At 67.5% G+C, this 22,948-nt stretch carries 21 protein-coding genes; 10 read left to right on the top strand and 11 right to left on the bottom strand.

Features of this window, described 5'->3' with window-relative positions:
* Positions 1–101: 101 nt before the first annotated feature.
* From ABD848_RS03235 to ABD848_RS03205, 7 genes are all read right to left on the bottom strand, one after another.
* On the bottom strand, positions 102–1,415 hold the full coding sequence (locus ABD848_RS03235) for a DEAD/DEAH box helicase (RefSeq protein WP_344967082.1): 1,314 nt from the start codon (positions 1,413–1,415) through the stop codon (positions 102–104).
* Positions 1,416–1,647: 232 nt separating this feature from the next.
* Positions 1,648–2,475: an enoyl-CoA hydratase/isomerase family protein gene (locus ABD848_RS03230; protein ID WP_344967080.1), complete on the bottom strand. Its 828-nt coding sequence runs from the start codon at positions 2,473–2,475 to the stop codon at positions 1,648–1,650.
* Between the two features lie 168 nt (positions 2,476–2,643).
* On the bottom strand, positions 2,644–2,856 hold the full coding sequence (locus ABD848_RS03225; RefSeq protein ID WP_344967078.1) for a helix-turn-helix domain-containing protein: 213 nt from the start codon (positions 2,854–2,856) through the stop codon (positions 2,644–2,646).
* 223 nt (positions 2,857–3,079) lie between these two features.
* Positions 3,080–4,678, bottom strand: coding sequence for an ABC-F family ATP-binding cassette domain-containing protein (locus tag ABD848_RS03220; RefSeq protein ID WP_344967076.1), 1,599 nt, complete (start codon positions 4,676–4,678; stop codon positions 3,080–3,082).
* A gap of 197 nt (positions 4,679–4,875) precedes the next feature.
* Complete coding sequence (locus ABD848_RS03215; protein WP_344967074.1) at positions 4,876–6,195, bottom strand: AI-2E family transporter; 1,320 nt, start codon at positions 6,193–6,195, stop codon at positions 4,876–4,878.
* Between the two features lie 371 nt (positions 6,196–6,566).
* Positions 6,567–6,974, bottom strand: coding sequence for a YccF domain-containing protein (locus ABD848_RS03210; protein ID WP_344967072.1), 408 nt, complete (start codon positions 6,972–6,974; stop codon positions 6,567–6,569).
* Between the two features lie 251 nt (positions 6,975–7,225).
* Positions 7,226–7,870 (bottom strand): pyridoxamine 5'-phosphate oxidase family protein, encoded by a 645-nt coding sequence (locus tag ABD848_RS03205; protein WP_344967070.1) that lies wholly within the window; start codon positions 7,868–7,870, stop codon positions 7,226–7,228.
* Between the two features lie 361 nt (positions 7,871–8,231).
* On the opposite strand from ABD848_RS03205, the gene ABD848_RS03200 reads away from it, so the two are divergent.
* Both ABD848_RS03200 and ABD848_RS03195 read left to right on the top strand, forming a co-directional pair.
* The gene (locus tag ABD848_RS03200) at positions 8,232–8,885 is read left to right on the top strand and encodes an MBL fold metallo-hydrolase (RefSeq protein WP_344967068.1); all 654 of its coding nucleotides are present in this window, start codon (positions 8,232–8,234) and stop codon (positions 8,883–8,885) included.
* Positions 8,886–9,394: 509 nt separating this feature from the next.
* The gene (locus tag ABD848_RS03195) at positions 9,395–9,694 is read left to right on the top strand and encodes a WhiB family transcriptional regulator (RefSeq protein ID WP_344967066.1); all 300 of its coding nucleotides are present in this window, start codon (positions 9,395–9,397) and stop codon (positions 9,692–9,694) included.
* Between the two features lie 164 nt (positions 9,695–9,858).
* Here the strand turns inward: ABD848_RS03195 and ABD848_RS03190 are convergent, their stop codons facing one another.
* Both ABD848_RS03190 and ABD848_RS03185 read right to left on the bottom strand, forming a co-directional pair.
* A complete protein-coding gene (locus ABD848_RS03190) occupies positions 9,859–11,184 on the bottom strand; it encodes a phosphoribosyltransferase family protein (RefSeq protein ID WP_344967064.1) in 1,326 nt (441 codons plus the stop codon).
* 261 nt (positions 11,185–11,445) lie between these two features.
* Positions 11,446–12,015, bottom strand: coding sequence for a GNAT family N-acetyltransferase (locus ABD848_RS03185; RefSeq protein ID WP_344967062.1), 570 nt, complete (start codon positions 12,013–12,015; stop codon positions 11,446–11,448).
* 535 nt (positions 12,016–12,550) lie between these two features.
* On the opposite strand from ABD848_RS03185, the gene ABD848_RS03180 reads away from it, so the two are divergent.
* A complete protein-coding gene (locus tag ABD848_RS03180; protein WP_344967061.1) occupies positions 12,551–13,795 on the top strand; it encodes an MFS transporter in 1,245 nt (414 codons plus the stop codon).
* Here ABD848_RS03180 and ABD848_RS03175 read toward each other — a convergent pair.
* A complete protein-coding gene (locus ABD848_RS03175) occupies positions 13,792–14,502 on the bottom strand; it encodes an HNH endonuclease family protein (RefSeq protein WP_344967059.1) in 711 nt (236 codons plus the stop codon). The two genes, ABD848_RS03180 and ABD848_RS03175, sit on opposite strands and share 4 nt — an antisense overlap.
* A gap of 80 nt (positions 14,503–14,582) precedes the next feature.
* The gene (locus ABD848_RS03170; RefSeq protein WP_344967057.1) at positions 14,583–15,902 is read right to left on the bottom strand and encodes a YihY/virulence factor BrkB family protein; all 1,320 of its coding nucleotides are present in this window, start codon (positions 15,900–15,902) and stop codon (positions 14,583–14,585) included.
* A 945-nt stretch (positions 15,903–16,847) separates the two neighbouring features.
* Here ABD848_RS03170 and ABD848_RS03165 point away from each other — a divergent pair.
* The 7 genes from ABD848_RS03165 to ABD848_RS03135 all read left to right on the top strand — a co-directional run bounded on the left by ABD848_RS03165 (position 16,848) and on the right by ABD848_RS03135 (position 22,929).
* The gene (locus ABD848_RS03165) at positions 16,848–18,533 is read left to right on the top strand and encodes a nitrite/sulfite reductase (RefSeq protein ID WP_344967056.1); all 1,686 of its coding nucleotides are present in this window, start codon (positions 16,848–16,850) and stop codon (positions 18,531–18,533) included.
* 49 nt (positions 18,534–18,582) lie between these two features.
* A complete protein-coding gene (locus tag ABD848_RS03160) occupies positions 18,583–18,786 on the top strand; it encodes a hypothetical protein (protein ID WP_344967055.1) in 204 nt (67 codons plus the stop codon).
* A complete protein-coding gene (locus ABD848_RS03155) occupies positions 18,783–19,475 on the top strand; it encodes a phosphoadenylyl-sulfate reductase (protein WP_344967054.1) in 693 nt (230 codons plus the stop codon). The genes ABD848_RS03160 and ABD848_RS03155 overlap by 4 nt, the downstream gene beginning before the upstream one ends.
* Positions 19,472–20,257, top strand: coding sequence for a sirohydrochlorin chelatase (locus tag ABD848_RS03150; RefSeq protein ID WP_344967053.1), 786 nt, complete (start codon positions 19,472–19,474; stop codon positions 20,255–20,257). The genes ABD848_RS03155 and ABD848_RS03150 overlap by 4 nt, the downstream gene beginning before the upstream one ends.
* A 245-nt stretch (positions 20,258–20,502) precedes the next feature.
* Positions 20,503–22,146: an acyl-CoA dehydrogenase family protein gene (locus ABD848_RS03145; RefSeq protein ID WP_344967051.1), complete on the top strand. Its 1,644-nt coding sequence runs from the start codon at positions 20,503–20,505 to the stop codon at positions 22,144–22,146.
* A gap of 207 nt (positions 22,147–22,353) precedes the next feature.
* Complete coding sequence (locus ABD848_RS03140; RefSeq protein WP_344967049.1) at positions 22,354–22,521, top strand: hypothetical protein; 168 nt, start codon at positions 22,354–22,356, stop codon at positions 22,519–22,521.
* A 222-nt stretch (positions 22,522–22,743) separates the two neighbouring features.
* Positions 22,744–22,929 carry a hypothetical protein gene (locus ABD848_RS03135; RefSeq protein ID WP_344967047.1) on the top strand — a complete coding sequence of 62 codons (186 nt, stop codon included), beginning with the start codon at positions 22,744–22,746 and terminating at the stop codon, positions 22,927–22,929.
* Positions 22,930–22,948: the final 19 nt, after the last annotated feature.

Below are 22,948 nucleotides of genomic sequence, written 5' to 3'. Positions count from 1 at the left end.
GGGACCGTGCGGGGAACTGCTGCCACAGGCAACGGACCGGACCGCCGACGATGTCGGCGGTCCGGTCCGTTGTGACGTGGCGGGAGCGGGCTTGCTCGCTCCTAGCGGTGCTGAGGTGTCGAGCGGCTCTCGTGGCTACGGCGCTCACCGCGGCGGCGAGGGTGGCTCTTACGGCCGCGCTGCGGACGGCGGCTGCGGTTGGCGCGCGGCGGCTCGGGGGGCTCGATCCAGGGCACGCCAGAGGGCTCCTGGGCGCCGGTGACATCGGCTAGCAGGGCATCGCCAGGGTTGACCAGGTGCTGTTCGGCACGCACGCCCGCATCGCTGAGCAGCCGGCGCGCCGTACGGCGCTGGTTGGGAGCCACGAGGGAGACCACGCGCCCCGACTCGCCGGCACGGGCGGTACGACCACCGCGGTGCAGGTAGTCCTTGTGGCCGTTGGGCAGGTCGACGTTGAGAACGAGATCGATGCCGTCGACGTGGATGCCGCGGGCGGCGACATCGGTGGCGACCAGGGTCTGGATGCGGCCCTCGCGGAACTTGGCCAGCGTCTTGGTGCGCACGCTTTGGCTCTTGCCCCCGTGCAGCGAGGCGGCCGGCACGCCGACGCTGACGAGTTGTTCGGAGATGGCGTCAGCGCGGTGCTTGCTGCGCACGAACAGCAGGGTACGCCCCTCACGGGCGGCGATCTGAGTGACGATGCGGTTCTTGTCGCGCGGCAGCACCTTGAGTAGGTGGTGCTCCATGGTGGTGACCTGGGAGACCGGGGGGTCGACCGAGTGGGTCGTAGGAGTGTTCATGTAACGGCGGACCAGGGTGTCGACATCGCCGTCGAGCGTGGCGGAGAACAGCAGGGTCTGCGTTCCAGGGCGAATCTGGTTGAGCAGCTCGCTCACCTGGGGCATGAACCCCATGTCACACATTTGGTCGGCCTCGTCGAGAATGGACATCTCGACGTCACCGAGGGCGCAGGCGCCCTGCTCGATCAGGTCAGTCAGTCGCCCGGGAGTGGCGATAAGCACATCGACACCGCGGCGTAGTTCATTGATCTGGCGGCTGTAAGAGCTACCACCGACCACGTCGCCCAACCGCACGCCGAGGGGGCGCGCGTAGGGGCGCAGCGCGTCACGGACCTGGTGAGCAAGCTCACGTGTGGGAACCAGGATGAGCCCCCGGGGTTTGCCGGACGTGGAGCGTCCTCGGGCAAGCCTCGCCAGCAGGGGCAACCCGAAAGCCAGTGTCTTGCCTGAACCGGTGCGGCCACAGCCAAGGACGTCGCGACCAGCGAGCGCGTCGGGGATGGTGGCGGCCTGGATCGGGAAAGGGGTGGTGACCCCGTTGCGCGTGAGTTCCTCGATGACCTGGCGAGGCAGGTCGAGGGCGGTGAAGTCCGTGCACGCGGCAGTATCCGTCAAGTGACGTAAACCTTCCTCATCAATCGGCGGCGTTTCGAGGAAGGCTCCGAGGCCACGCAACAACGGCGTCGGCCACGAAGAGATCACACAAACGCGCCGGAGCGGAACAGTAACGGACGAACGCGGCGCGTTCCCGTCATCGAGCGGTCCGGCGCGCCGGATGCGCGCAGCACAAGATGACCGCTGGAAGCACAATACTAAACGTTGACTGGTGACGAGTACGTGAGTGCGATTATTCCGGTAGTCGTTGGGCCATAGCCTGGAGCCGCTCGATCTGGGCTGCGCGTTCAGCGGCGGCCTGCTCCTCCAGGGAATTCTCGCCGGCCTGGCCCAGGAGTTCCTTGGTAGCCCTGGCAGCCCCGGCGGGCGTCGCCAAAAGAGCGTCGACGAGATCGGTCACGGCACCGTCGAGCTCAGCGTTGGGCACCACCAATTCGGCGAGGCGCAGCTCATGTGCCTCGCGAGCCGAGATGGTGCGCGCGGTCAGGCACAGTTCGATGGCCCGGCTGCGTCCCACGAGTTCAACCAGCGGCTTTGTCCCCGTGAGATCGGGCACAAGTCCCAGGGCGGGCTCGCGCATGCTCAACTGCGCGTCCTCGGCGAGGATGCGCAGATCGCAGGCGAGCGCGAGCTGGAACCCGGCGCCGATGGCATGACCGTGCACAGCGGCGATGGAAACGATGTCAGGCCGGCGCAACCACCGGTACCCCGCCTGGTAGGAAGCGATGTCGGCGTCGAGAGAGGCGTGGGTCGCGGAGTCGTCGGACTCGGAGAGGAGACGTTGGAGCAAGCTCTGCTCACCGGGGAGGCCGCCGGCGGGATCGAACATGGCAAGATCGATCCCAGAGGAAAATGACGCCCCCGCACCATCAATCACAACAATTCGGACAGACCTGGATAAGGTATGGCCAATATGGGCCAAAGCGGTCCATGTTCGTCCAGTCATGGCATTATGCCGCTCCGGACGTGCCAGCGTGATCCGGGCGAGCGCACCGTGGATCTCCAACCGCACCCCGGCAGTTGCCAGCTCCTCGGTCGTGGGAACGGACTCCTGTGTCATATCCGCCTTCCGCGGCCCGTCGGACCGCCAGGCCCATCGAGCTCTTATCCGTTGACGTCACCGGCACCGCGCCTCACCATAAATCCTTCGAGCATGGCGCGCTCGCTCGGGACCCGTTTCCGAGAACGGCACCGATCACATCAGCGACAGCGAAACCGCTGGTTACGGTCAGCCACGACTGCGACGGGTAGCTCCTCCCCGACCGCGCAGCGTCACACCTGACTCGGTGAGTAGACGGTGCACGAAACCATAGGAGCGTCCCGTCGAAGCGGCCAGCGAACGAATGCTCTCGCCTTCGTCGTAGCGCTTCTTCAATTCCGCAGCGAGCTGCGAGCGTTCAGATCCCGTCACACGGGTGCCCTTTCTCAGGGTCTCGGCCACGAGTACCTCCTGTGCTCTTGGGTGACCGCGACGTCGCTGCCCATGATCAGTCATGGGGCGTCGACTGGCTACCCACCAGCACTGGAAAAGCTGTTGTGTCCGCGCTTTGGCACATTTGGGACCGAAGATATTTGTGACCAGAAAAAAGGAGGGGTTCCGGCATCCCCCTCTCCTCAGGTAGGGCCCTCCCGGTACCGAGCACCGCCGGCAGGATCTGCCGCCCTCAGGCGAGCGCGATGAGATCGGCGAACTCGGCGTTCCAGATGTCCTCCACCCCGTCGGGGAGCATGATGACCCGCTCTGGCTGGAGCGCCTCCACGGCTCCCTCGTCGTGCGTGACCAAAACGATGGCCCCCTTGTAGTTGCGCAGAGCAGCCAGGATCTCCTCGCGGCTGGCGGGGTCAAGGTTGTTGGTGGGCTCGTCCAGCAGCAAAACGTTGGCGCTGGAGACGACGAGCGTGGCCAGCGCCAGGCGCGTCTTCTCGCCGCCGGAGAGCACATCGGCCGGCTTGTCGACGTCGTCTCCGGTGAACAGGAACGACCCCAGCACTCGACGCGCCTCGACCTCGGGCAACTGTGGTGCGGCGGCCGTCATGTTGGCCAGCACCGACTGGCTGAGGTCGAGAGTTTCGTGCTCCTGGGCGTAGTAACCCAGCCGCAGGCCGTGTCCGTGCACCACCTCACCGGTGTCGGGCGTGTCCACTCCGGCCAACAAGCGCAGCAGCGTCGTCTTGCCCGCCCCGTTGAGCCCCAAGATGACGACCCGGCTCCCGCGGTCGATCGCCAGGTCGACCCCGGAAAAAATCTCCAGCGAGCCATAGGACTTGGACAGCCCCCTGGCGGTCAACGGGGTGCGGCCACTCGGCGCAGGATCGGGGAAGCGCAGCTTGGCCACCCGTTCGCTGGAACGGGTGCCCGCCACCGAACCGAGGATGCGTTCGGCGCGCTGCTCCATCTGCTGGGCCGCTTTGGCCTTGGTCGCCTTGGCGCGAAACCGGTCGGCCTGCTTGCGTAGCGAGGCGGCCTGTTTCTCGGCGTTGGCCTGCTCGCGCTTGCGGCGCCGCTCGTCGGCCTCGCGTTGGGTCAGGTAGGCCTGCCAGCCCATGTTGTAGATGTCGATGACGCTGCGGTTGGCGTCAAGGTAGAAGACCTTGTTGACGACGTGCTCCACCAGATCGACGTCGTGACTGATGACGATGAGCCCGCCCTGGTGAGACTTGAGAAAGTCACGCAGCCACACGATGGAGTCACCGTCGAGGTGGTTGGTGGGCTCGTCCAGCAGCAGGGTGTCGGCCCCGCTGAAGAGGATACGAGCGAGTTCGACGCGGCGGCGCTGGCCTCCTGACAGCGTTCGCAACGGCTGGCCGAGGATGCGCTCGGGCAGGCCGAGACTACTGGCGATCGAGGCGGCCTCGGCCTCGGCAGCGTAGCCGCCAAGCGCGTGGAGCCGCTCCTCCATCCGGGCGTAGGAGCGCACGCCACGATCGCGCACCTTGGCGTCGTCGCTGCTCATTTTCTCCTCGGCTAGGCGCATCTCGCGCAGCACCTCGTCGATCCCGCGCGATGACAAGATACGGTCCCGCGCGATGACATCGAGGTCCCCGGTGCGCGGATCTTGGGGGAGGTAACCGGTGGTGCCCCCCGAGGTGACGGTGCCCGAGGCCGGGAGGCCGGCACCGGCCAGGACCTTGGTCAGCGTAGTCTTGCCAGCGCCGTTGCGTCCGACAAGACCGATGCGGTCTCCCGCGGCGACACGGAAGGTCGTGGGCTCCAGCAGCAGCCGAGAGCCCACGCGGATTTCGAGGTCGTTGGCGATGAGCATGGGTGGCGCGCTCTTCCTGGGAGAAGAAAAGACGTGTGCGTAAATCGGCGTCGCGCCCGCGCGGCAGCCGCCGGCTGGGCGGCGCGAACGCGACAGGGCAGGGGTCAGTCCGTGGTGGCACGCACGCACGCAAGCCTAACCGTTGTAGCCACCGATAACCGCACGCCCGGCCGTGCCGCGTCCCGCCGGAGGGCCGCTCAGCCACCGGGACCGGAGGCGGTTCCGTTGCCCTCGCGGTTTTCCGTTGCCGTGGCGGGTTTCCCGACCGGTTGGGCAGACTCTCCGGAGGTGGTGGAGGAGGCCGCGGCGCTCTCGACCTGGTTGGCCCCGGTTGGGGGCCCCGACGGAGGTTGTGCCGGCTGTGCCGCAGGCGCGGAGGGGCCTGCCCTCGTGACCGTGCCCTGGGAGGACTCGGAGGCGGCGCTGTCGGCGGAGGCGGTGACGAGGGAGCGGTTGCGCAGCAGCGCGGCGACCACGGCGGCGACCGGCGTGGCGAGGAAGGCCCCGACCAGCCCACCGATGATCGAGCCGACGGCGATGACGAGCAGCACCACGGCCGAGGGCAGCTCAAGGGCCTTGCCGTAGACCCGCGGGGCGAAGATGTGACTCTCCAACTGCTGCACGACGATCGTGACGGCGACGACGACGAGAGCGACGAGGAAACCGGCGTCGATAAAGGCCACGACTGCGGCCAACACCCCGGCCACGAACGCCCCGACCACCGGCAGGAACGCGCCGATGAAGGTGAGGAAGATCAGCGGAACCGCCAACGCGGGGTCGATGAGGAAGATGAGGAAGACGCCGATGCCGACCGCGTCGATGAGCCCGACCAGGGCGATACCGCGCACGTAGCGCCCGATCACGTTGTAGGTGACGTCACCGCTGACCTTGAGAGCATGGCGGGTGCGGCGCGGGAACAGTTCGCGCACCCATTCCATGAGCCTATCGCCGGAATGGACGAAATAGACCGTCAGGACCAGCATCAGAATCAGGCCGATGAGCACCTCGCCGACGGCGACCGCACTGGCCCAAGCGCCGCTGATCAGCCGGCTGCTGTCCTGTTGGATCTCCTCCTCGGCCTGTTGGATGAGCTGGTTGACGAGTTGCTCGTCCAGGCCCATCGAAGCGGCGAAGCTCTGGAGCACGCCCACCGCCTGGTTGACGCTTTCGACCAGATCGGCGAAGCCAGATATCGCCGGTTGGACCACGAGGGTCACGACGCCGCCGAAAACGATGAGGGCGCCGACGAAGGTCAGGATCGTGGACGAGCCGCGTCCCAGCCCCTTGCGGCGCAGCCACGAGGCCGGCGGCATGAGCAACGCGGTGAGGAAGACCGCCAGGATGGTGGGGATGACGACGACGCGGATGTAGAAGGCTCCCCATAGCAGCAGTGCCACGACGACGCCGATCAGCAGAATCCGCCAGGCCGTGTCACTGACCTTGCGCAAGAAGTCGTCCTCGGGCACCTCGGGCGGTGGCGCCTTCTCTACGGGCTGCTGTGGTGGCTGGCGAACCACGTTTCGCCTCCTCCGAAACGACCACGTACTTGGCCGTGTGAATCGCACGTCCGCTCCCCTCACCGGTGACTGGTGCACGCCTGCGACGCAGTTTCCTTCTTACTCGACGAATACCGTGCTCCCTACACCGCTGTGCACATCATGCAGGCCGAGGTAGCGGAGGGGGCTGTGGGCTATGGGGCCGCGTCTGTCGGAAGCGACACTCGCGCGGGGCAGGGCCCCGCTCCGGCCCCTGCTGCTGCACTGTGGCGAGAGCGCCTCGCTGGGGAGAGCCCAAGCACCCCTGCCGCGCGATCGTTGCCGATCCGCCAGTTCCTGCCGGGACCGCCCCTCCACTTTCGCGCAGCAGCTCAGGTGCAGCGTGGCCGAACCTAGATCCGCCAAGGTTCGCGCGGGGCGCCGCTGGGGACGACCTCGTTGCCGAAGGGCGCCAGCGCGAGCGGGATCATCTTCAGCGAGGCCCATGCCATGGGGATACCGATGATGGTGACCGCCAGGGCGCAGGCGGTGGCGATGTGCTCGATCGTCAGCCACCAGCCGGCGACGATGATCCAGATGACGTTACCGAGCGTGCTGGCAGCACCGGCCTCGCGTCGGTGCACGACCTCCCGGCCGAAGGGCCACAGCGCATAGCCGGCCATACGGAACGAGGCGATCCCGAAGGGGATGGTGATGATGAGGACACAGCAGATCAGGCCCGCGATGGTATAGCCGACCGCGAGCCAGAAACCGGCAATGACCAGCCAGATGATGTTGAGGACAAGACGTAGCGCAGCCACCGGTGTGGGCCCCTCTTTCCCTGGATATACGGACGGACCGGGCGATTATGGCTCGCACTGGCCCGATCAGCGGTTGTTCGCCACGGCCGGGAGAGTCGGCGCGGCCTTAGCGTGTTCTCTCCCTGTACCGTCGCCTTTTACGACGGCGCGACACCTCCCACCGTTCCGCGGACACGCCCGGAGAAACCCCCTAGGGGGTGGCCATTGGGCTCATCGCGCCTCGCGCAGGGTTAATAAAGGGGGTGGCCGGTTCAGTAGAGGGTGTTGCGGTAGGAGTCGCGGTAGTAGGCGTCCATCTCGGCGACGGAGGATTCGGTGGCCCGCTGGTCGACCATGATGCGCCCCAGCGTGGGGAGTTCGGCGCGGTCGGGCCAGGTGTCGCTGTGCCAGAGCTTGGCGCGACGTAAAGCTTTACCGCAGTGGAAGTAGATCTCCTCGATCGTGACGACCAGCGCCAGCGACGGGCGCCGGCCCCGCACCGCCATCTCGTCGAGGAAGGGGGCCTCGCGCACCAGATGGGCCACACCGTTGATCCGCAGGGTCTCCTCTACGTTCGGTACACAGAACCACAGGGCGACCTGGGGGTTGGCCAAGATGTTGCGGAAGGAGTCAACGCGGCGGTTCCCTGGACGGTCGGGGATCGCCAGAGTGGTGTCGTCGAGTGGTTGGACGAAGCCGGCGGCGTCACCGCGGGGAGAGACGTCGCAGGAACCGTCGGCCGCCGCGGTGGCGAGGAGGAGCATCGGCGATCGGGCGATGAAGGTCCGATCGTGCTCGTGGAGGGTGGTGCGCTGCTTGGCGAAGGCACGAGGGCTGGGCTCGCCGACGATGGCGCGCAACTCCTCCTCGGTATCAACGGTCACTACGGGTGTGTGCGGGGTCTCGCGCATGGACATGTCCCCCAATTCCCCTGACTGTCGAGTATGCCATTGCCGTCGGTGCTAACGATTCGACTGTGTGGTCTACACCATTGGCAACCTACAACGAGGCTTCGAAAGCTCGCCAGAGTCCCCGGCCCCGCAGGCGTGGACGGCGCCGACCGCCGCCTGCGGCGCGCCCGCAACCGTAGCGGCCGAACCCGGGTGCTGGGGCTGCTCGCCCGCGCTGCGCCGACGGGCGGTGACGCTCTAGGGTCGGAAGACGACGGGGTCGGCGGCCCGCAGCAGAGCACTGGGCGGTGCCGAGCAAGGAAACAGCGGTGCAGCCGACGGAGTCAGCGAGACAGCCACCGGACAACGGTCAACTAAGGACAGACTCGTGCGTATCACCAAATTGGGACACGCCTGCGTGCGTCTGGAGCACGCAGGGGCGACCCTCGTCATCGACCCGGGGGGATTTAGCGAGCCCGACGCGGCGGTGGGAGCCGACGCCATCGCCATTACCCATGAGCACCCTGACCACTTCGACATGGACCGGCTCAACGCTGCCGCCTCGGCCAACCCCGAACTCCAGATCTACACCCATGCCGGCATCGCCTCACGGCTGGGCGCGCTGGAGGCCATGGGCACCGCGGTCCACACGGTCAAACACGGCGACGCGCTCGACATCGCCGGTTTTGACGTGCATGTGTACGGCGAACGGCATGCGGTAATCCATCCGGATATTCCGGTCGTGGCCAACGTCGGCTTCCGGATCGACGGGGACGCGGGCGCGATCTTCCACCCGGGTGACGCGCTGACCGTCCCCGAGGACCCGGTGGGCACCCTGTTGCTGCCCTTGCACGCTCCGTGGATGAAGGTCGCCGAGTTGATCGACTACGCGCGCGAGGTCGACCCCGACCGCGCGATCGCGGTCCACGATGGACTGCTCAACGAGACCGGTGCCGCGGTCTACGCCAAGAACCTGGCCGCGACCGGCGTCGCTAAGGGCGCCTACGAGCGGCTGACGCCAGGGGACAGTCGGGACGTCTGAAGTCTTGCTTGGGGCCGTGGGCGGGGCGGCGCATCCGCCCACGGCCCTACGGAAGGACGTGCCGCCACCACGCGGTGTGAGCCGCACCATCGGCGTAAAACTCTGGCCAGAAGCCGAAGAGCCACATATGATGTTCTGTATCCGGTGTGATGCCGGGAACTTGCGATTCCGTGGCGAACCAGGACAGACAGGTCGGCGCGAGTCGACGATCGTCAGATTTCGATAACGGTTGAGCGAGTAATTTCCCCACCCCCCGTGCACAAACGGGAGCGGGGATGGCATGATTGCGTATCGGCTCGGTGAGAGAGCGTTTTCAGCCTCCACGGCCAATCGCGTGAGCGCCCGCCGGCTTCGGCGGTTCTGCGCCCCGTGGTCTCAGCCACATCGGGATTACCGAAGCGCCGCATGACGTTTGCGTCGTGTGGGGTGTCTCACGCCGCACGACCCTGTTTGTTTGTGACTTCAGCTTCTAACAGCTTACTAGCGATTTCAGTAGAGGTGGTTCAACCATGGCTCAGGTACGTCGGCAGGCCACGCTGCGCCCCCGCCCGAGCTGGGGCTGGCAGGACGCCGCCGCGTGCCGGGGCGAGGACCTTGTGCTCTTCTTCGGCCCCGATGGCGAGCGCCAGCCGGAGCGGGAGATTCGTGAGCGTAAGGCCAAGGAGATCTGCGCTCAGTGCCCTGTCCGCACCGAATGTCTCGACTACGCGATTTCGCGTCCCGAGAAGTACGGCACGTGGGGTGGCTTGAATGAAGACGAGCGCGCGTCTGAGCGCCGGCGTCGCATGCGCCGCGCCAACGCAGCCTGATCTCGTCCGCCCCGGACAGCACCGCGGCGATCGACGTCTCCGTAACGGCAGTTGCATAACCGGCCCGTTGGCCGTCGCCCCCTTTCTGCGTAACGCCTCGACGATAGCAATCGTCGAGGCGTTACGGTATTCGTGCCCCTTTCCGTGGCGCTCCGTCCCAGGTTTCACAGGTGGAGCTGGAGCCAGTGAGCAGCGAGATCGCCCACCGCGCGCCATTCGTGCGGTTGCCGCAACAACTGCTCGGCGCCGGCAACGGTGCGTATCTCGTAGGGGCCACCGATGTGGGCGAGTGCCCATTCGGTGATCTCGCGCATGAAGGAGTCGTCGCCTTCAACCAGCACCAGCGTGGGAGCCCGGACATGGGGCAGCGCCGATTCGGCCAGATCGAGCCGTCCGCCGTGGACGACTACCGCGGCGATGTCGCCGGTCTCTCCGTCCTGCCCCGCGCAGCGGGCCGTTGCCACCAAAGCGGGCGCGCTGGCGTCGCCGGAGGCGAGCAGGCCGATCCGTTCCCCGTCTCCCACCGCGGCCTGGCGCAGCCACGTGGCAGCGGCGGCCAATCGCTGGCCCGCGTCTTCCACGGTCGGGAGCTCTTCCAGGGGATCGGTGTCGCGTTCGTCTTGTGTGCGCAGGTCGAGTACGAGCGTGGCGTAGCCGGCCTGGCGCACGGCGGCGGCCATTGCGCGCTCGCGCGGGTTTGAACGCCCTTGGCAGGACCCCAACAGCACGGTCCCGCGGGCGGCAGGCGGCACGGTGAGGTCGCCGTCGAGTTCGACGCCGGCGACGGTCAGCCGCAGCGGACGTTCAGTGCCGGGCTCGACCCCCGAGGCGGGGTGCTCGGCGAGTTCGGCTAACTCGGCCAGCACCTGACTGTCGGTGAGTTGCGTGAAGTCGCGGTACCACTCCCCCACGGCGTGAAAGTTCTCCGGAACCGTGAGGACGACGATCTCATCGGCTTCGGGCCGCAGGGTCGCCACCGCCTCCTGCGCGGCGACCGGCACCGCAAGGGTCAGCCGAGCCGGTTGCTGGCGGCGCGCCATGCGGAGTGCGGCGCGGGCGGTGCCGCCGGTGGCCACCCCGTCATCCACGACGATCACATCGCGCCCCCGCAGATCGGGGGGTGGGCGCTCACCGCGGTAGAGCTTAAGGCGGCGATCGAGCTCGCTACGCTCGGCCTCGACCGTAGCGCTCATCTCCTCGCGCGACAGGTGCAGGCGGGCCAAGACCGTATCGTCGAAGCACACGTGGCCGTCCTCAGTGAGGGCGCCCACCCCCAGTTCGGGGTGACCGGGCACGCCCACCTTTCGCACCACGAGCGCGTCGAGGGGAGCGCGCAGGCGCCGGGCGAGTTCGGCGCCCACAGGCACGCCACCGCGGGGGAGCGCCAAGACGATCGGAGCGTTGATCGCAGTGGCACCCACCCGGTCGGCGAGGTGGCGTCCCGCCTCGGCTCGGTCAGTGAATGGCAGCGATACGGGTAACGGTTTCACGGCGACCTACCGTGGAGTCGACATTCCCAAAGTCGCAGGGTCCATACCCGCTCAATGGACCATCACAACCTCTACCTGCACAAATTTGACATTCTCCCCGCTTAAGGCCGGGAGTTCCCATCAGTTCTGGATGGCTCAGTACGTCCTGGCGGGGCACGCTGAATGCGCTGCACAGCCGAGCGCCCCGCAGCTAAGCCCCGGGGCGCTCGGAGAAAGCAACCCCCACAGTCGCAGCCGGGCCGGCTCGGCTATGGAGTCGACTCAAGACGAGATGGCTTTGCGGAAATCGCCTTCCAGCACGGCCATGATGAGCGCGTCGTGGCGACGGCCTTCCCACAGCAGCGCGTCGCGCAGCCGCCCTTCAACGGTGAAACCGCAGGAGCGGTAGGCCGCGATGGCGCGCATATTGAATGCGTAGACCTCCAGCCATACGCGGTGCAAGGCAAGACGGTCGAAAGCGTATTCGAGCACGAGGCGGGTTGCCTCCTTGCCCAGACCACGACCGGTGAACTCGATCGCCGACAGGGCGATGCGGTAGGCGGCGCTCTCGTTGTCGGGGTCGACGTCGCGCAAGGACAGCTCCCCCACGAACCGCTCGCTGGGAAGTTCCAGGATGGCCAGGTCCAGGCGGTCGAATTGGTGCTGCCGAGAGCGGCAGTACTCGTGGGCCTCCTCGTAGGTGACGCTGTGGTGGCTTCCGGTCAGCCTGCGTGTCTCGGCGTCCTGAGTGGCGCGATAGTAGTCATCGGCGTGCTCGCCGGTGAGGGGGACGAGACAGACCCGATCACCGGAGAGAGTGGGGTTGTCGCGTAGCGCGCTGAGATCGATCATCGGTCGCAAGCTCCGGTCGTCGTGCGGCATCAAACGGGTCGCCGGATCAGATGGGATGAGGAAGGCTCGGGCCGGGAGAGGGGCGAGAAAAGACGCAACGGATACGGAAATAAGGCAGCGAATCATACCTAGAACAAACAACCTACCCATGTAGCCCGTCCGCTGACCGTTCACGTCATTTCCGGTACACAGTCGGTCACGGCCTTGGCCGCACGAGGGGACCGAAACGGGGAAGTCACGGTGTGCCATGTCGGTTTACCGTGGCGCTAGCGCCGCCGCGCGGCGGCACCACCGTTTTCCCCGACGGGCCCGCCGTCTCGTAACGGTGGCCGATCTTCCCCTCCTCCCGACATACCACACACCCGATCATCCTATCTTTCTGTTCGTTCGGTGACCGCCTCGCATCGGCGCTGCCCCTCGTCTTCCCCTAAAGTCGAAAAGATTGTGGAACCGTGCCCGATCCTGTCCGAGCGCTCCCCACCGCTGCCCCGGGAATACCGGCACGGCGAACTCACCCAGCGATGAGGGAGGTCTGGTGGTTGAGACTTGGGAGCGTTCCCAGCGTCCAGATGCGCTCGCTCGACGGGGGCGACTCGGCGTCGTTTTGTTATTCGGCAACAACGGGTTCACCTACGCCAACGTGGTGCCCTGGCTGCCCACCATCAAAAACGAACTGGAACTGTCGAACACCGCGCTGGGCGCGGCGGTAGCGGCGATGCCACTGGGGGCACTGGTACTGGGCATGCTGGCGGGCCCCCTGATCAATCGCTTCGGCAGCGGGCGCACAGCGGTTGGCGCCGGCCTGATCATCGCCTGGGTACTGCCTGTGGTGGCCCTGGCGCCGAACTGGCCCGTGCTGGCGGCGGCGCTGTTCACGATCGGTTACCTGGACGCCTGGACCGACTCGGCGATGAACGCCCACGGCCTACGGGTCCAGCGACGCTACCGGCGCACCATCATCAATACTTTCCACGCCGTATGGAGCATCAGTGGCGTAGCCGGGGGCCTGGTGGGCGCGACCATGGCCGGTCTAGGGGTGCCCATGTTCGCCCACATGCTCGCAGCGGCGGTCCTCCTGACCGCACTGGCGCTGATCGCGGTACGGTTGCTGCTTCCCGGCGATGAGCACAGCGAACGCAGCGCCCCTACCATATCTGCCGGCCCCGCCCAGCCGTCGGTGCGACTGTCGTGGCGCACCACCGGCGCACTCGTGGCACTGGGGACGCTGCTGATGCTAGCGGCGGCCATGGAGGACGCCGCAGCCTCGTGGGGGGCGGTCTACATGCGCGAGGAACTGGCGGCTACAGCGTTCCTGGCCGGACTGCCGTTCGTGGCGGCCTCGGCGATGATGACGCTGGGGCGACTCACCGGCGACCGCCTCACCGACCGCTTCGGCGCAGTGAACGTGACGCGCACTGGATCGCTGCTGGCCGCCCTCGGACTGGGCATGGCCCTGGCACTGCCCACCCCGGCGACGACCATCATCGGCTTCGGACTGGTCGGCTTCGGGATCGCGACTCTGTTCCCGCTGGCTCTGGCCGCGGCGGGCGAACTACCCGGTATCAGCAGCGGCAACGGGGTCACCATCGTGGGCTGGCTGGCCCGGGCGGGCTTCTTGTGCGTCCCGCCCCTGATCGGCTTCATCTCCGACTCCTCCTCGCTGCGGGTGGGGCTGCTCCTGATTCCCCTGGCCGGTCTCGTCGCCGCCCTGCTCTCCAGCAGCCTGCGGCCACGCTCCGCAGCCCCCTCTCCCGCGTCCCCCCAACAGCCGGGAGGCTAGGCGCACCCGTCGAGCATGTCGGAGAGAGCAGCACGGTCCTGGTCGGGTACGGGCAGTTCGTAGTCGGCCAGGACCTCGATATAGCGCACAGCGTAAGAACAGTGGAAGTCAGCGGTCGGACCCCACTCGGCCGGGCCGGAGTCGCTCTTGGACTGGTTGGCCGGACCGTCCACGGCCAACAGGTTGGCGGGATCGTTGGCGAAGGCCACGCGACGCTCGGGCTCCCACTCGTCCGCACCCATGCGCCACGCTAGGGCGAGCGGCACCACATGGTCGATGTGCACCGCGTGGGCCTCCTCCTTGGCGAAGGCGATCCGCTCCCCAGTGTAGGGGTCGTCGAGGACGCCGCTGAGGACTTCACACGCGCCGTCGGTGCGTACCTGCTCCAGGTCGCGAGCGAGCACGTCGTCGCGCGTGTCGCAGCCGTTGTCGTCGGTGTCGACCCAGCCGCTGCCGAACTCGTCACGCTCGTAGTCGGCGCCGGAGTGGGCGTCAGCGGTGGCCAGCGAGGCGAGGAGGGCGCGGGCGGCGTCGACGTCGACGTCGACCGTGGCGCCGGGATCGGCGGCGGTCGCGCTGGGTTTGGGGGAGATCGAGGAGGCGAGGTCCTCAAGGGCGGTGAGTATGTCGCTGTCACGCAGCGAGCCGCACGCGGTCAGCGCGAGCACAACGGCGGCGGCAACCAAGGGGGTGGTTAGACGTCTCATGGGGTCCTATCCGGCGCTGAGTCGGGGGTGGGGTGGGCGCGCCGGTAGCACCGATCATGCCTGAGAGGCCGGTGGCTGTTCTATCGCCGTCGCGGTGCGATGCGTCTCACCCGGCGTCGCCATGTCGGCTCGGCTTGGCTGGGCGTCTTTGCCGAGGACGCGCTGGGCGCCCCCCGGGGCTCGTCGCCGTCGGTGGGAGAACCGTTCTCGGAAGGGGGTGTTTCGGGAGGGCGCGGAGCGGGGGTGCGGGTCACGGAGGCGGCGTCCTGGCCGTCCCGGCCGGTGCCGGTCGGCTCGCGCTGTGACGGATCGGCCGTGGGAGCCTGCGGGGGGCGTGAAGGCTCACCGCCGGCGGCGGACCGGCCACGGACCTCGCCGGCGGCTTCGGCCTCCGCTGCCTCCTCGGTGGATTCGGCTTTCTTGGCGACTTCGGTGGATTCGGCCAAATCGGCGAGGGCGCGTTCGCGCCGCTCGACCATGCGCATGGCGTCGGCGTGCCGGTCGGCGGCGATCTCGGCACGCGCTACGGCAGTGGTCTCGGTGGGCCACATGGCGTCGATCTCGGCGTTGAGCACAGCGCCGACGAGCACGGCGATGGCGATGACATAGAACCAGGCGAGGATGGCGATGGGGGCGGCCAGCGAACTGTAGGTCGTGGTCTGTCCAAAGGAGGCGCCGAGGTAGAGGCGCAGCGCCGCCGACCCCAACAGCAGGATGACCACACCGAGGAGCGCGCCGGGAAGGTGGCGCCGCCAGCGGACCCGCACCGGGATGCTCAGGGCGTAGAGAGCGACCAGGCACAGCAGGCACAGCACAGCGGTGGTGGGCCAGTAGGCGAGGTTGAGCAACTCGGCGGCTGGCGGCAGGATCTGCCGTATCAGGTTGGGGCCGGCGACCAGGATCGGCAGTACGAGCAACGCGAACACGAGAGCGCCAAGGTAGGCGACGAAGGCGAGCAGGCGCCGGCGGAGGTAGCCCCGCAGCACCGAGACTCCGTAGGCGATGGTGATGGCTTCGATGAACACGTTCATCGCGCGCGACCCCGACCACAGCGACACGAGGAAGGTCAGTGACAGCACGCTCCCCTGCGCGCCGCTGAGGAACTCGTCGACCATCGGGGCGACGACGGCGTCGACGGTGTCGGAGGTCAGTACCGTGGCGGCTGTGTCGAGCAGTTGCGCCCGGATCTGTAGCACGGTCTGCTCGCCGATCACAATGGCGAGGTGTCCCAGGGTGCCGAGGAGTCCCAGCAGCAGGGCGGGCAGTGACAGCAGTGAGAAGAACGCCGCCTCGGCCGCCAATCCAGAGACGCGCGTACGCCCTGTGGAGGCGGCGGTGCGCGCGACAAGACTCAGGGCCGCGTCGGCCATCGGATGGCGTTGCCGCCATCGCTGTGCCATGTCACGCACCCTGTACCAGTGATCTCGCATGGCCTGCACAGCTTTCAACGTAGCTTCTCAGGCAGGTCAGCGGCAGCCTCACCGGCCATTTCAGGCGTTTCGCCACCGTTTCGGCATCGAATCTTGATTTTCTCCTCTTCCTAACGGGAGGGGATTTCGCCTCTCGCGGGGTGGGTTTCCTGCTTCGTCGCCGGTTGCGGACGGGAGGGCCCGTGCCGTCTGACGTCGGCTCCACCGGCCTCGCCCGCGTGGCGGGCGGTGACTCGACCAGCCGCACCGATGTTCGTGGCCGCGTTAATGTCCCGGCCGGGGCGGGGCGGCAGTCCGGGCACGTCCACCAGCGGGTGCCCCGGGAGAGGTGCGCGAGCAGGTGTCCACAGGCCCAGCAGGTTGTGGAGGCGGGGGTCACCGATCGACCACCGCGAGGGTGGGCCCGTACCGGTGTGCCTCAAGTCGGCTCCGGTCGGATGCGACACCGGTTGCCGCGCTGCGCTGACTCTGGCTCCGACTGCGACCGAGGGGGCGTTCCTGTCTTGGCTCCTGCCCGCGAACACCCCCTATTCCCTACTTTGTTTGTTAGGTTTAGGGGTTTCAAGTGACACGCCTCACCGCCATTACCCCGCGCGGGACGCTAGACAAATGTTCAGTCCGCATGACATGGTCATTACATGACTGTCGCTTTGGACCCCATGCTCTGCGTGCGCCGCCACGTAGACTTTCTTCGGGTTCGTAGCGCCATCTGTCGTAACGTCGGTTGATTCCGCCGCTGATTCGTATCTCGTTTCGCATCTTGTCCCGCCCACCATTTGGGACGTGCGGCGCCGACGTTGAATCACCCGCCTCCCCACGACCTCTTGCAGAGGCACACGACGACGTGCCCTGAGCGAGGAGCGGCGGGACGGATGTCGGCCGCCGTCCCGCGATCCGCTCGGAGGACTTTCCGCGATGCCTCCCGCATCCGCAACGACCGGCTCCAAGACGTCCCGCCCGCGCCGCGGTGAAGGGCAGTGGGCTCTCGGTTACCGCGAACCGCTCAACAAAAACGAAGAGAACAAAAAGAACGACGATGGGCTCAACGTCCGCCAGCGCATCATCGACGTTTACTCCAAGGCCGGTTTCGACTCCATCGACCCCGCCGACCTGCGCGGCCGATTCCGCTGGTTCGGTCTCTACACACAGCGCGCACCGGGGATCGACGGTGGCAAGACCGCCGTGCTGGAGCCTGAGGAGCTCGACGACCGTTACTTCATGATGCGTATCCGCATCGACGGGGGCCAGCTCAGCGTCGCGCAGTTGCGCACGATCGCTGAGATCTCCACGGACTACGCGCGCGGCACTGCCGACATCACCGACCGGCAGAACGTGCAGTTGCACTGGGTGCGCATCGAGGATGTGCCCACCATCTGGGAAAAGCTCGAAGCGGTCGGCCTTTCGACGACCGAGGCATGCGGCGACGCGCCGCGCGTGATCTTGGGCTGTCCGCTCGCCGGTATCGACGAGAACGAGGTCATCGACGCCAGCGAGCAGATCGCCCAGGTCTATGAGGACCACATCGGCAGCCCCGAGTTCTCCAACCTGCCGCGCAAGTTCAAGACCTCGATCTCGGGGTGCTCGTCCTACTGCACCAACCACGAGATCAACGACGTCGCCTTCGCCGGCGTGGTCGGCCCCGACGGCACTCCCGGCTTTGACCTCTTCGTCGGCGGCGGGCTGTCCACCAACCCGATGTTCGCGCAACGGCTGGGTACTTTCGTCCGCCCCGACCAGGTCAGCGAGGTCTGGGCAGGGGTCACCTCGGTCTTTCGCGACTACGGCTACCGCCGGCTGCGCCACCGCGCCCGCATCAAGTTCCTCGTCAAGGATTGGGGACCGGAGAAGTTCCGCGAGGTGCTGGAGAAGGAGTACCTCGGCTACGCGCTGCCCGACGGCCCCGCCGTCGAACTCGACCCCGGCACGCGGCGCGACCACATCGGCGTGCACCGCCAACGCGACGGCCGCTACTACGTCGGGTTCGCTCCCAAGGTGGGGCGGGCACCGGGCGAGATGCTGGCTCGTGTGGCCGAGATCGCCGAGACGCACGGGTCGGACCGCATCCGTACCACCGCCGACCAGAAACTGGTCATCCTCGACATCGACGAGGACAAGATCGACTCGCTCGTCGCGGCGCTGGAGGGCGAGGACCTGCGCGTGCGGCCGAGCGTCTTCCGTCGCCAGACGATGGCCTGCACCGGCATCGAATTCTGCAAACTCGCCATCGTCGAGACGAAAGACCGCGCAGCGTCGCTGATCGACGAACTGGAGCGCCGGTTGCCCGACTTCCCCGAGCCGGTCACGATCAACCTCAACGGCTGCCCCAACTCGTGTGCTCGTATCCAGGTCGCCGACATCGGACTGAAGGGGCAACTCGTCAGCGATGGCGAGGGCAACCAGGTCGAAGGGTTCCAGGTACACCTGGGGGGCGGCATGGGACTCAACGCGGCCTTCGGCCGCAAGGTTCGCGGGCTGAAGACCACCGCCGACGAACTGCCCGACTACATCGAACGGGTGCTGCGGCGCTTCCTTGAGCAGCGTGAGGACGGCGAGGCGTTCGCGACCTGGGCGGCGCGGGCGCAGGAGGGCGACCTCAAGTGACCCCGGCAACGATCGGCCGCCACAGCGACCACCGGTGGGTGAACCTGGCGTGAGCGAACGCGCGGCTCCCTTCTACTGCCCCTACTGCGGGGATGAAGATCTACGACCACACGAAAGCGACAGCGAGACGGGCGCGGGCTACGCCTGGGCCTGCGGCGCCTGCGCGCGCGTGTTTCGAGTCAAGTTCCTTGGACTACGTACTGCCTCCATCGCCGGTACCGGCGATGGCTCTGGAACGGGTGAGAACGCATGAACGTCGCACTGGACGGTGAGACTCTGGCCGCGGAAGCGGCAGCCGAACTGGAGGAGGCAAGTGCCCAGGAGATCATCCAGTGGGCCGCTGACACTTTCGGTGAGAAGCTGTGCATGACCTCCTCCATGGCGGATGCGCTCATGGTGGACCTGGTTTCCAAGGTCAAGCCGGGCATCGATGTCATCTTCTTGGACACCGGTTACCACTTCGCCGAAACCATCGGCACCCGCGACGCGGTGGCGTCGATCTACCCGATCAACCTGGTCAACGTCACCCCGAGCCGCAGTGTGGCCGAGCAGGACCGCGACCTCGGCCCCCGGCTGCACGGCCGTAACCCCAACCTGTGCTGCCACCTGCGTAAGGTGGAGCCGCTGCAACAGGCGTTGGAGCCCTATGACGCCTGGGTCAGCGGACTGCGCCGTGACGAAGCCACTAGCCGCCGCAACATCGGCGTCGTCGAGTGGGACCCTCGCAAGAAGATGGTCAAGGTCAACCCCATCGCGCGGTGGACCGAGGAGGACGTCGACACCTACATGGCCGAGCACGGTGTCGTGGTCAATCCGTTGCAGTACGACGGCTACCCCTCGATCGGGTGCGCGCCATGCACCCAGCGGGTCGATGCCGGCGCCGATCCGCGCAGCGGCCGGTGGGCCGGTATGGGTAAGACCGAGTGCGGAATCCATCTTTGACAGCGACGGCACCGGCGGGCGGGAGCCGGGAGGTCCCGCTCGTCGCGGTCGCCCATGGCAGCGCCGATGAGCGCTCCGCCCAGGCCGTGGAGCGGCTGGTGGCGCGCGTCCGCCACCTGCGTCCGGGGCTGGAGGCGCGGGTGGCCTACCTCGATCACGTCACTCCCGACCCGCAGCGGGCCGTCAAAGAGTTGGCCGGCGACGGGGCTGGAGAGGTCGTGATCCTGCCGACTCTGCTCACCGCGGCTTACCACAGCAAGGTGGACCTGCCCGGTGTCATCGAACAGATCCGCGCCACCTACCCATGGCTGCGCATCCACTATGGCGCAACACTGGGACCGCACCCCCTGCTGCCGGCCGGCGTTGAACGCCGGCTGGCGCAGGTCGGCGTGACCGGGCACGCCGGCACGGGCCTGGTGGTGGCCGCCGCCGGTTCCAGCGACGCCGACGCCAACGCCGTCATCGCGAGCATGGCCCAGCGGCTGGCCGAGCGGGGACCGTGGTCGCAGGTGGTGCCGGCCTACGCCTCGGCGGCCGAGCCCACGCCGGGCGCCGCGGTCCGCCGGCTCCACGAGGTCGGTATCGCCCGCGTGGCGGTGGCGACCTATCTGCTCGCCCCCGGCTTCTTCGCCGACCGCATCGCCGAGCAGGCGCATGCGGCCGGTGCAGCGGCGGTCTCACCCGCCCTGGGCGACTGCCCGGAGCTGGCCGCGATCGTGCTCCAGCGCTACGACGAGGCACGCGCAGCGACTCCCCACGTGGAACACACGGCGGCCCCCTGACACCGCCACGACCGTTGTGGAATGCCCGCTCCCACAAGCGGGCCCCGTACCGAAGGCCCCTTCTCCCCCGGGGATCTCCACGGCAAGACTCCCCACCCCGGGCGGAGCCGACGCCGCGTCGCACGGCGACGGCTCAGGGCAGGCCTCCCCCGTTTCCCAAACGGTAGACCTCCTTCAGGCGCGACCGGCCCGCGGCTAGGCTGAGGGCCACATCACCGGCCGTCCGCGTCAGGGGGACTTCACACATGCCCGCCACACACGAGGTGGTCAACCAGCCGGCTCCGTTGGTCGACCACGACGTCGCCGCCGATCCCGCGCTGCTGCACGGCCTGGCCCAGGAAGGGGCGCAGTGGGCCGAACCCGAACTGCGCGAGCTAGGCCGACTCGCCGGTACGGCGCGGGCGCAAAGCTGGGGCCAGCAGGCCAACGAGAACGAACCGGCGCTGCGCACCCACGACCGCTACGGTCATCGCGTCGACGAGGTCGACTTCCACCCCTCCTGGCACGTGCTGACCGACACCGCCGTTAACTACGGACTGCACGCCGCCGCCTGGGCCGACGACCGGGCCGGCGCCCACGTGGCACGGGCGGCCAAGTTCTACGTCTGGTCGCAGGTGGAGGCGGGACACGGGTGCCCCATGTCCATGACCTACGCGCTCATCCCCGCGCTGCGCCACTCCCCCGAACTGGCCGCACGCTACGAACCGCTGCTGACCTCGCGCACCTACGACTTCGGTCTGCGCCCGCCCCACACCAAGCAGGGGCTGCTCGCCGGCATGTCCATGACCGAGAAGCAGGGCGGCTCCGACGTGCGCGCCAACACCACGCGCGCGGTGCCCACCGGCGACGGCGACTATCGGCTGACCGGACACAAGTGGTTCACCAGCGCACCCATGGGCGACCTGTTCCTCACGCTGGCCCAAGCGCCGGAGGGCCTGTCGTGCTTCCTGGTGCCGCGTGTGCTCGACGACGGCAGCCGTAACGCGCTGCTGATCCAACGCCTCAAAGACAAGCTGGGCAACCGTTCCAACGCCTCAGCGGAGCTGGAGTACGACGGCGCCACCGGTTGGCTCGTGGGCGAGGCCGGCCGCGGGGTGCCCACGATCATCGACATGGTCAACGGCACCCGGCTGGACTGCGTCATCGGTTCAGCCGCGGGCATGCGCGCCGCCCTGTCCCAGGCGGTGCACCACGCCAGCCAACGCTACGCCTTCGGCAAGCCGCTGATCGAGCAGCCGCTGATGCGCAACGTGCTGGCCGATCTGGCATTGGAGTCAGAAGCCGCGACGGCGCTCATGCTGCGGCTGGCCGGCGCCGCCGACCGCGCGGTGCGCGGTGACGCCGGCGAGGCGGCGCTGCGGCGGCTGGCGGTGGCGGCGGGCAAATTCTGGGTGACCAAGCGCTGCGCGGCCCACGCCGCCGAAGCACTGGAGTGTCTGGGCGGCAACGGCTACGTGGAGGAGTCGGGGATGCCGCGGCTGTTCCGGGAGTCGCCGCTGAACTCCATCTGGGAGGGCTCGGGCAACGTGGCGGCGCTGGACGTGCTGCGCGCCCTGGGCAAGGAGCCGGCGGGGCTGGAGGCGCTGCTCGACGAGATCGCGCTGGCCCAAGGCGCCGACGCGCGGCTGGACGCCGCGGTCAAGCGGCTCCGCGACGAACTGGCCGACCTCAGTGAGGTGGAGTATCGCGCTCGTGGGCTGGCCGAGTTGATGACGCTGTGCTTGCAGGCGTCGCTGCTGTACCGCCGTGCCCCGAGCGCGGTCGCCGAGGCTTTCACCGCCTCCCGTCTCGGCGGCGCGTGGGGGAACACGTTCGGCACGCTGGACCGCGACGTCGACACCGCCGCGCTTCTTGACCGCGCCCACCCGCGCCCGGCGACCACCGGCTGATTCCGGAGATGGAATGCGGCGGATGACCAGCGATGCGTCACCGTACGTGAAAGAATGAGGGCATGACAGTGATGTATGAAGATACTTCACCCAAAGACACTACGGGGGTATCACCGGAAGGTGAGAATGTGCCGGTACTGATCCCCCGGTCGTCTCTTCGAAAGCATCCGGGCAGAGGTCGGTGACGCCGAGGTAGGCCGCCAAGTCGTGGAATACATCGAATGGGCGCATCGGGCTCATGCCATCGACACCTATATCAAGGACTACGAAGCCGAGCATGGCCCCCTGCCCGCACATTTAGCGGAGGAGACGGCGGAAATGTGGCGCGAGGCCAATGAAAGGTACCGAGCGTGGCCCACGGAGAACAACGTGTGAGCTCACCTGGCCCCTAATCGGGCACAATGGTGCTTGACTGCGAGGGGCTCGGATTTTTACTCACGGGCGATGCGAGGTTGACCTGGTGGCTGAAGGATTCCCGAGATCGAAAACCAGGGATGGTGATCAGCAGCCTAACGGTTGTTGAGGCCCAGCACTCGGGAGTGGACCGCAAAAGGCTCGACTACCTCCTTTTCCGGGATCACGGTCGTCGGTGTCACCTTGGAGATCGCCAAACGTGCGAGCGAGCTGCTGGATCAGATAGGCAAACATGGTCACCAACACGCCATTGACGCAGTTGTCGCAGCCACTGCGCTGTCACAACCCGGCCCGGTGATCCTCGTTACCAGCGATGTGGATGACATGAGTCAACTCTGCGATGAGCGAGTAATGATCAAGAAGGTCTGAGACTCTCCTACGGTCTCCC

It is taken from the genome of Salinactinospora qingdaonensis (assembly GCF_039539445.1).
In the GTDB taxonomy this organism is placed as follows: domain Bacteria; phylum Actinomycetota; class Actinomycetes; order Streptosporangiales; family Streptosporangiaceae; genus Salinactinospora; species Salinactinospora qingdaonensis.
The sequence above is the reverse complement of the archived record's forward strand: the minus strand, read 5'-3'. Positions and strand labels throughout refer to the sequence as shown.

Coding starts and splice junctions, on each gene's coding strand:
- ABD848_RS03230 (WP_344967080.1), bottom strand. CDS start 2,475: ATGACACAGGAGTCCGTTCCCACGACCGAGGAGCTGGCAACTGCCGGG.
- ABD848_RS03220 (WP_344967076.1), bottom strand. CDS start 4,678: ATGCTCATCGCCAACGACCTCGAAATCCGCGTGGGCTCTCGGCTGCTG.
- ABD848_RS03205 (WP_344967070.1), bottom strand. CDS start 7,870: ATGTCCATGCGCGAGACCCCGCACACACCCGTAGTGACCGTTGATACC.
- ABD848_RS03195 (WP_344967066.1), top strand. CDS start 9,395: ATGGCTCAGGTACGTCGGCAGGCCACGCTGCGCCCCCGCCCGAGCTGG.
- ABD848_RS03185 (WP_344967062.1), bottom strand. CDS start 12,015: ATGATCGATCTCAGCGCGCTACGCGACAACCCCACTCTCTCCGGTGAT.
- ABD848_RS03175 (WP_344967059.1), bottom strand. CDS start 14,502: ATGAGACGTCTAACCACCCCCTTGGTTGCCGCCGCCGTTGTGCTCGCG.
- ABD848_RS03170 (WP_344967057.1), bottom strand. CDS start 15,902: ATGGCACAGCGATGGCGGCAACGCCATCCGATGGCCGACGCGGCCCTG.
- ABD848_RS03165 (WP_344967056.1), top strand. CDS start 16,848: ATGCCTCCCGCATCCGCAACGACCGGCTCCAAGACGTCCCGCCCGCGC.
- ABD848_RS03155 (WP_344967054.1), top strand. CDS start 18,783: ATGAACGTCGCACTGGACGGTGAGACTCTGGCCGCGGAAGCGGCAGCC.
- ABD848_RS03145 (WP_344967051.1), top strand. CDS start 20,503: ATGCCCGCCACACACGAGGTGGTCAACCAGCCGGCTCCGTTGGTCGAC.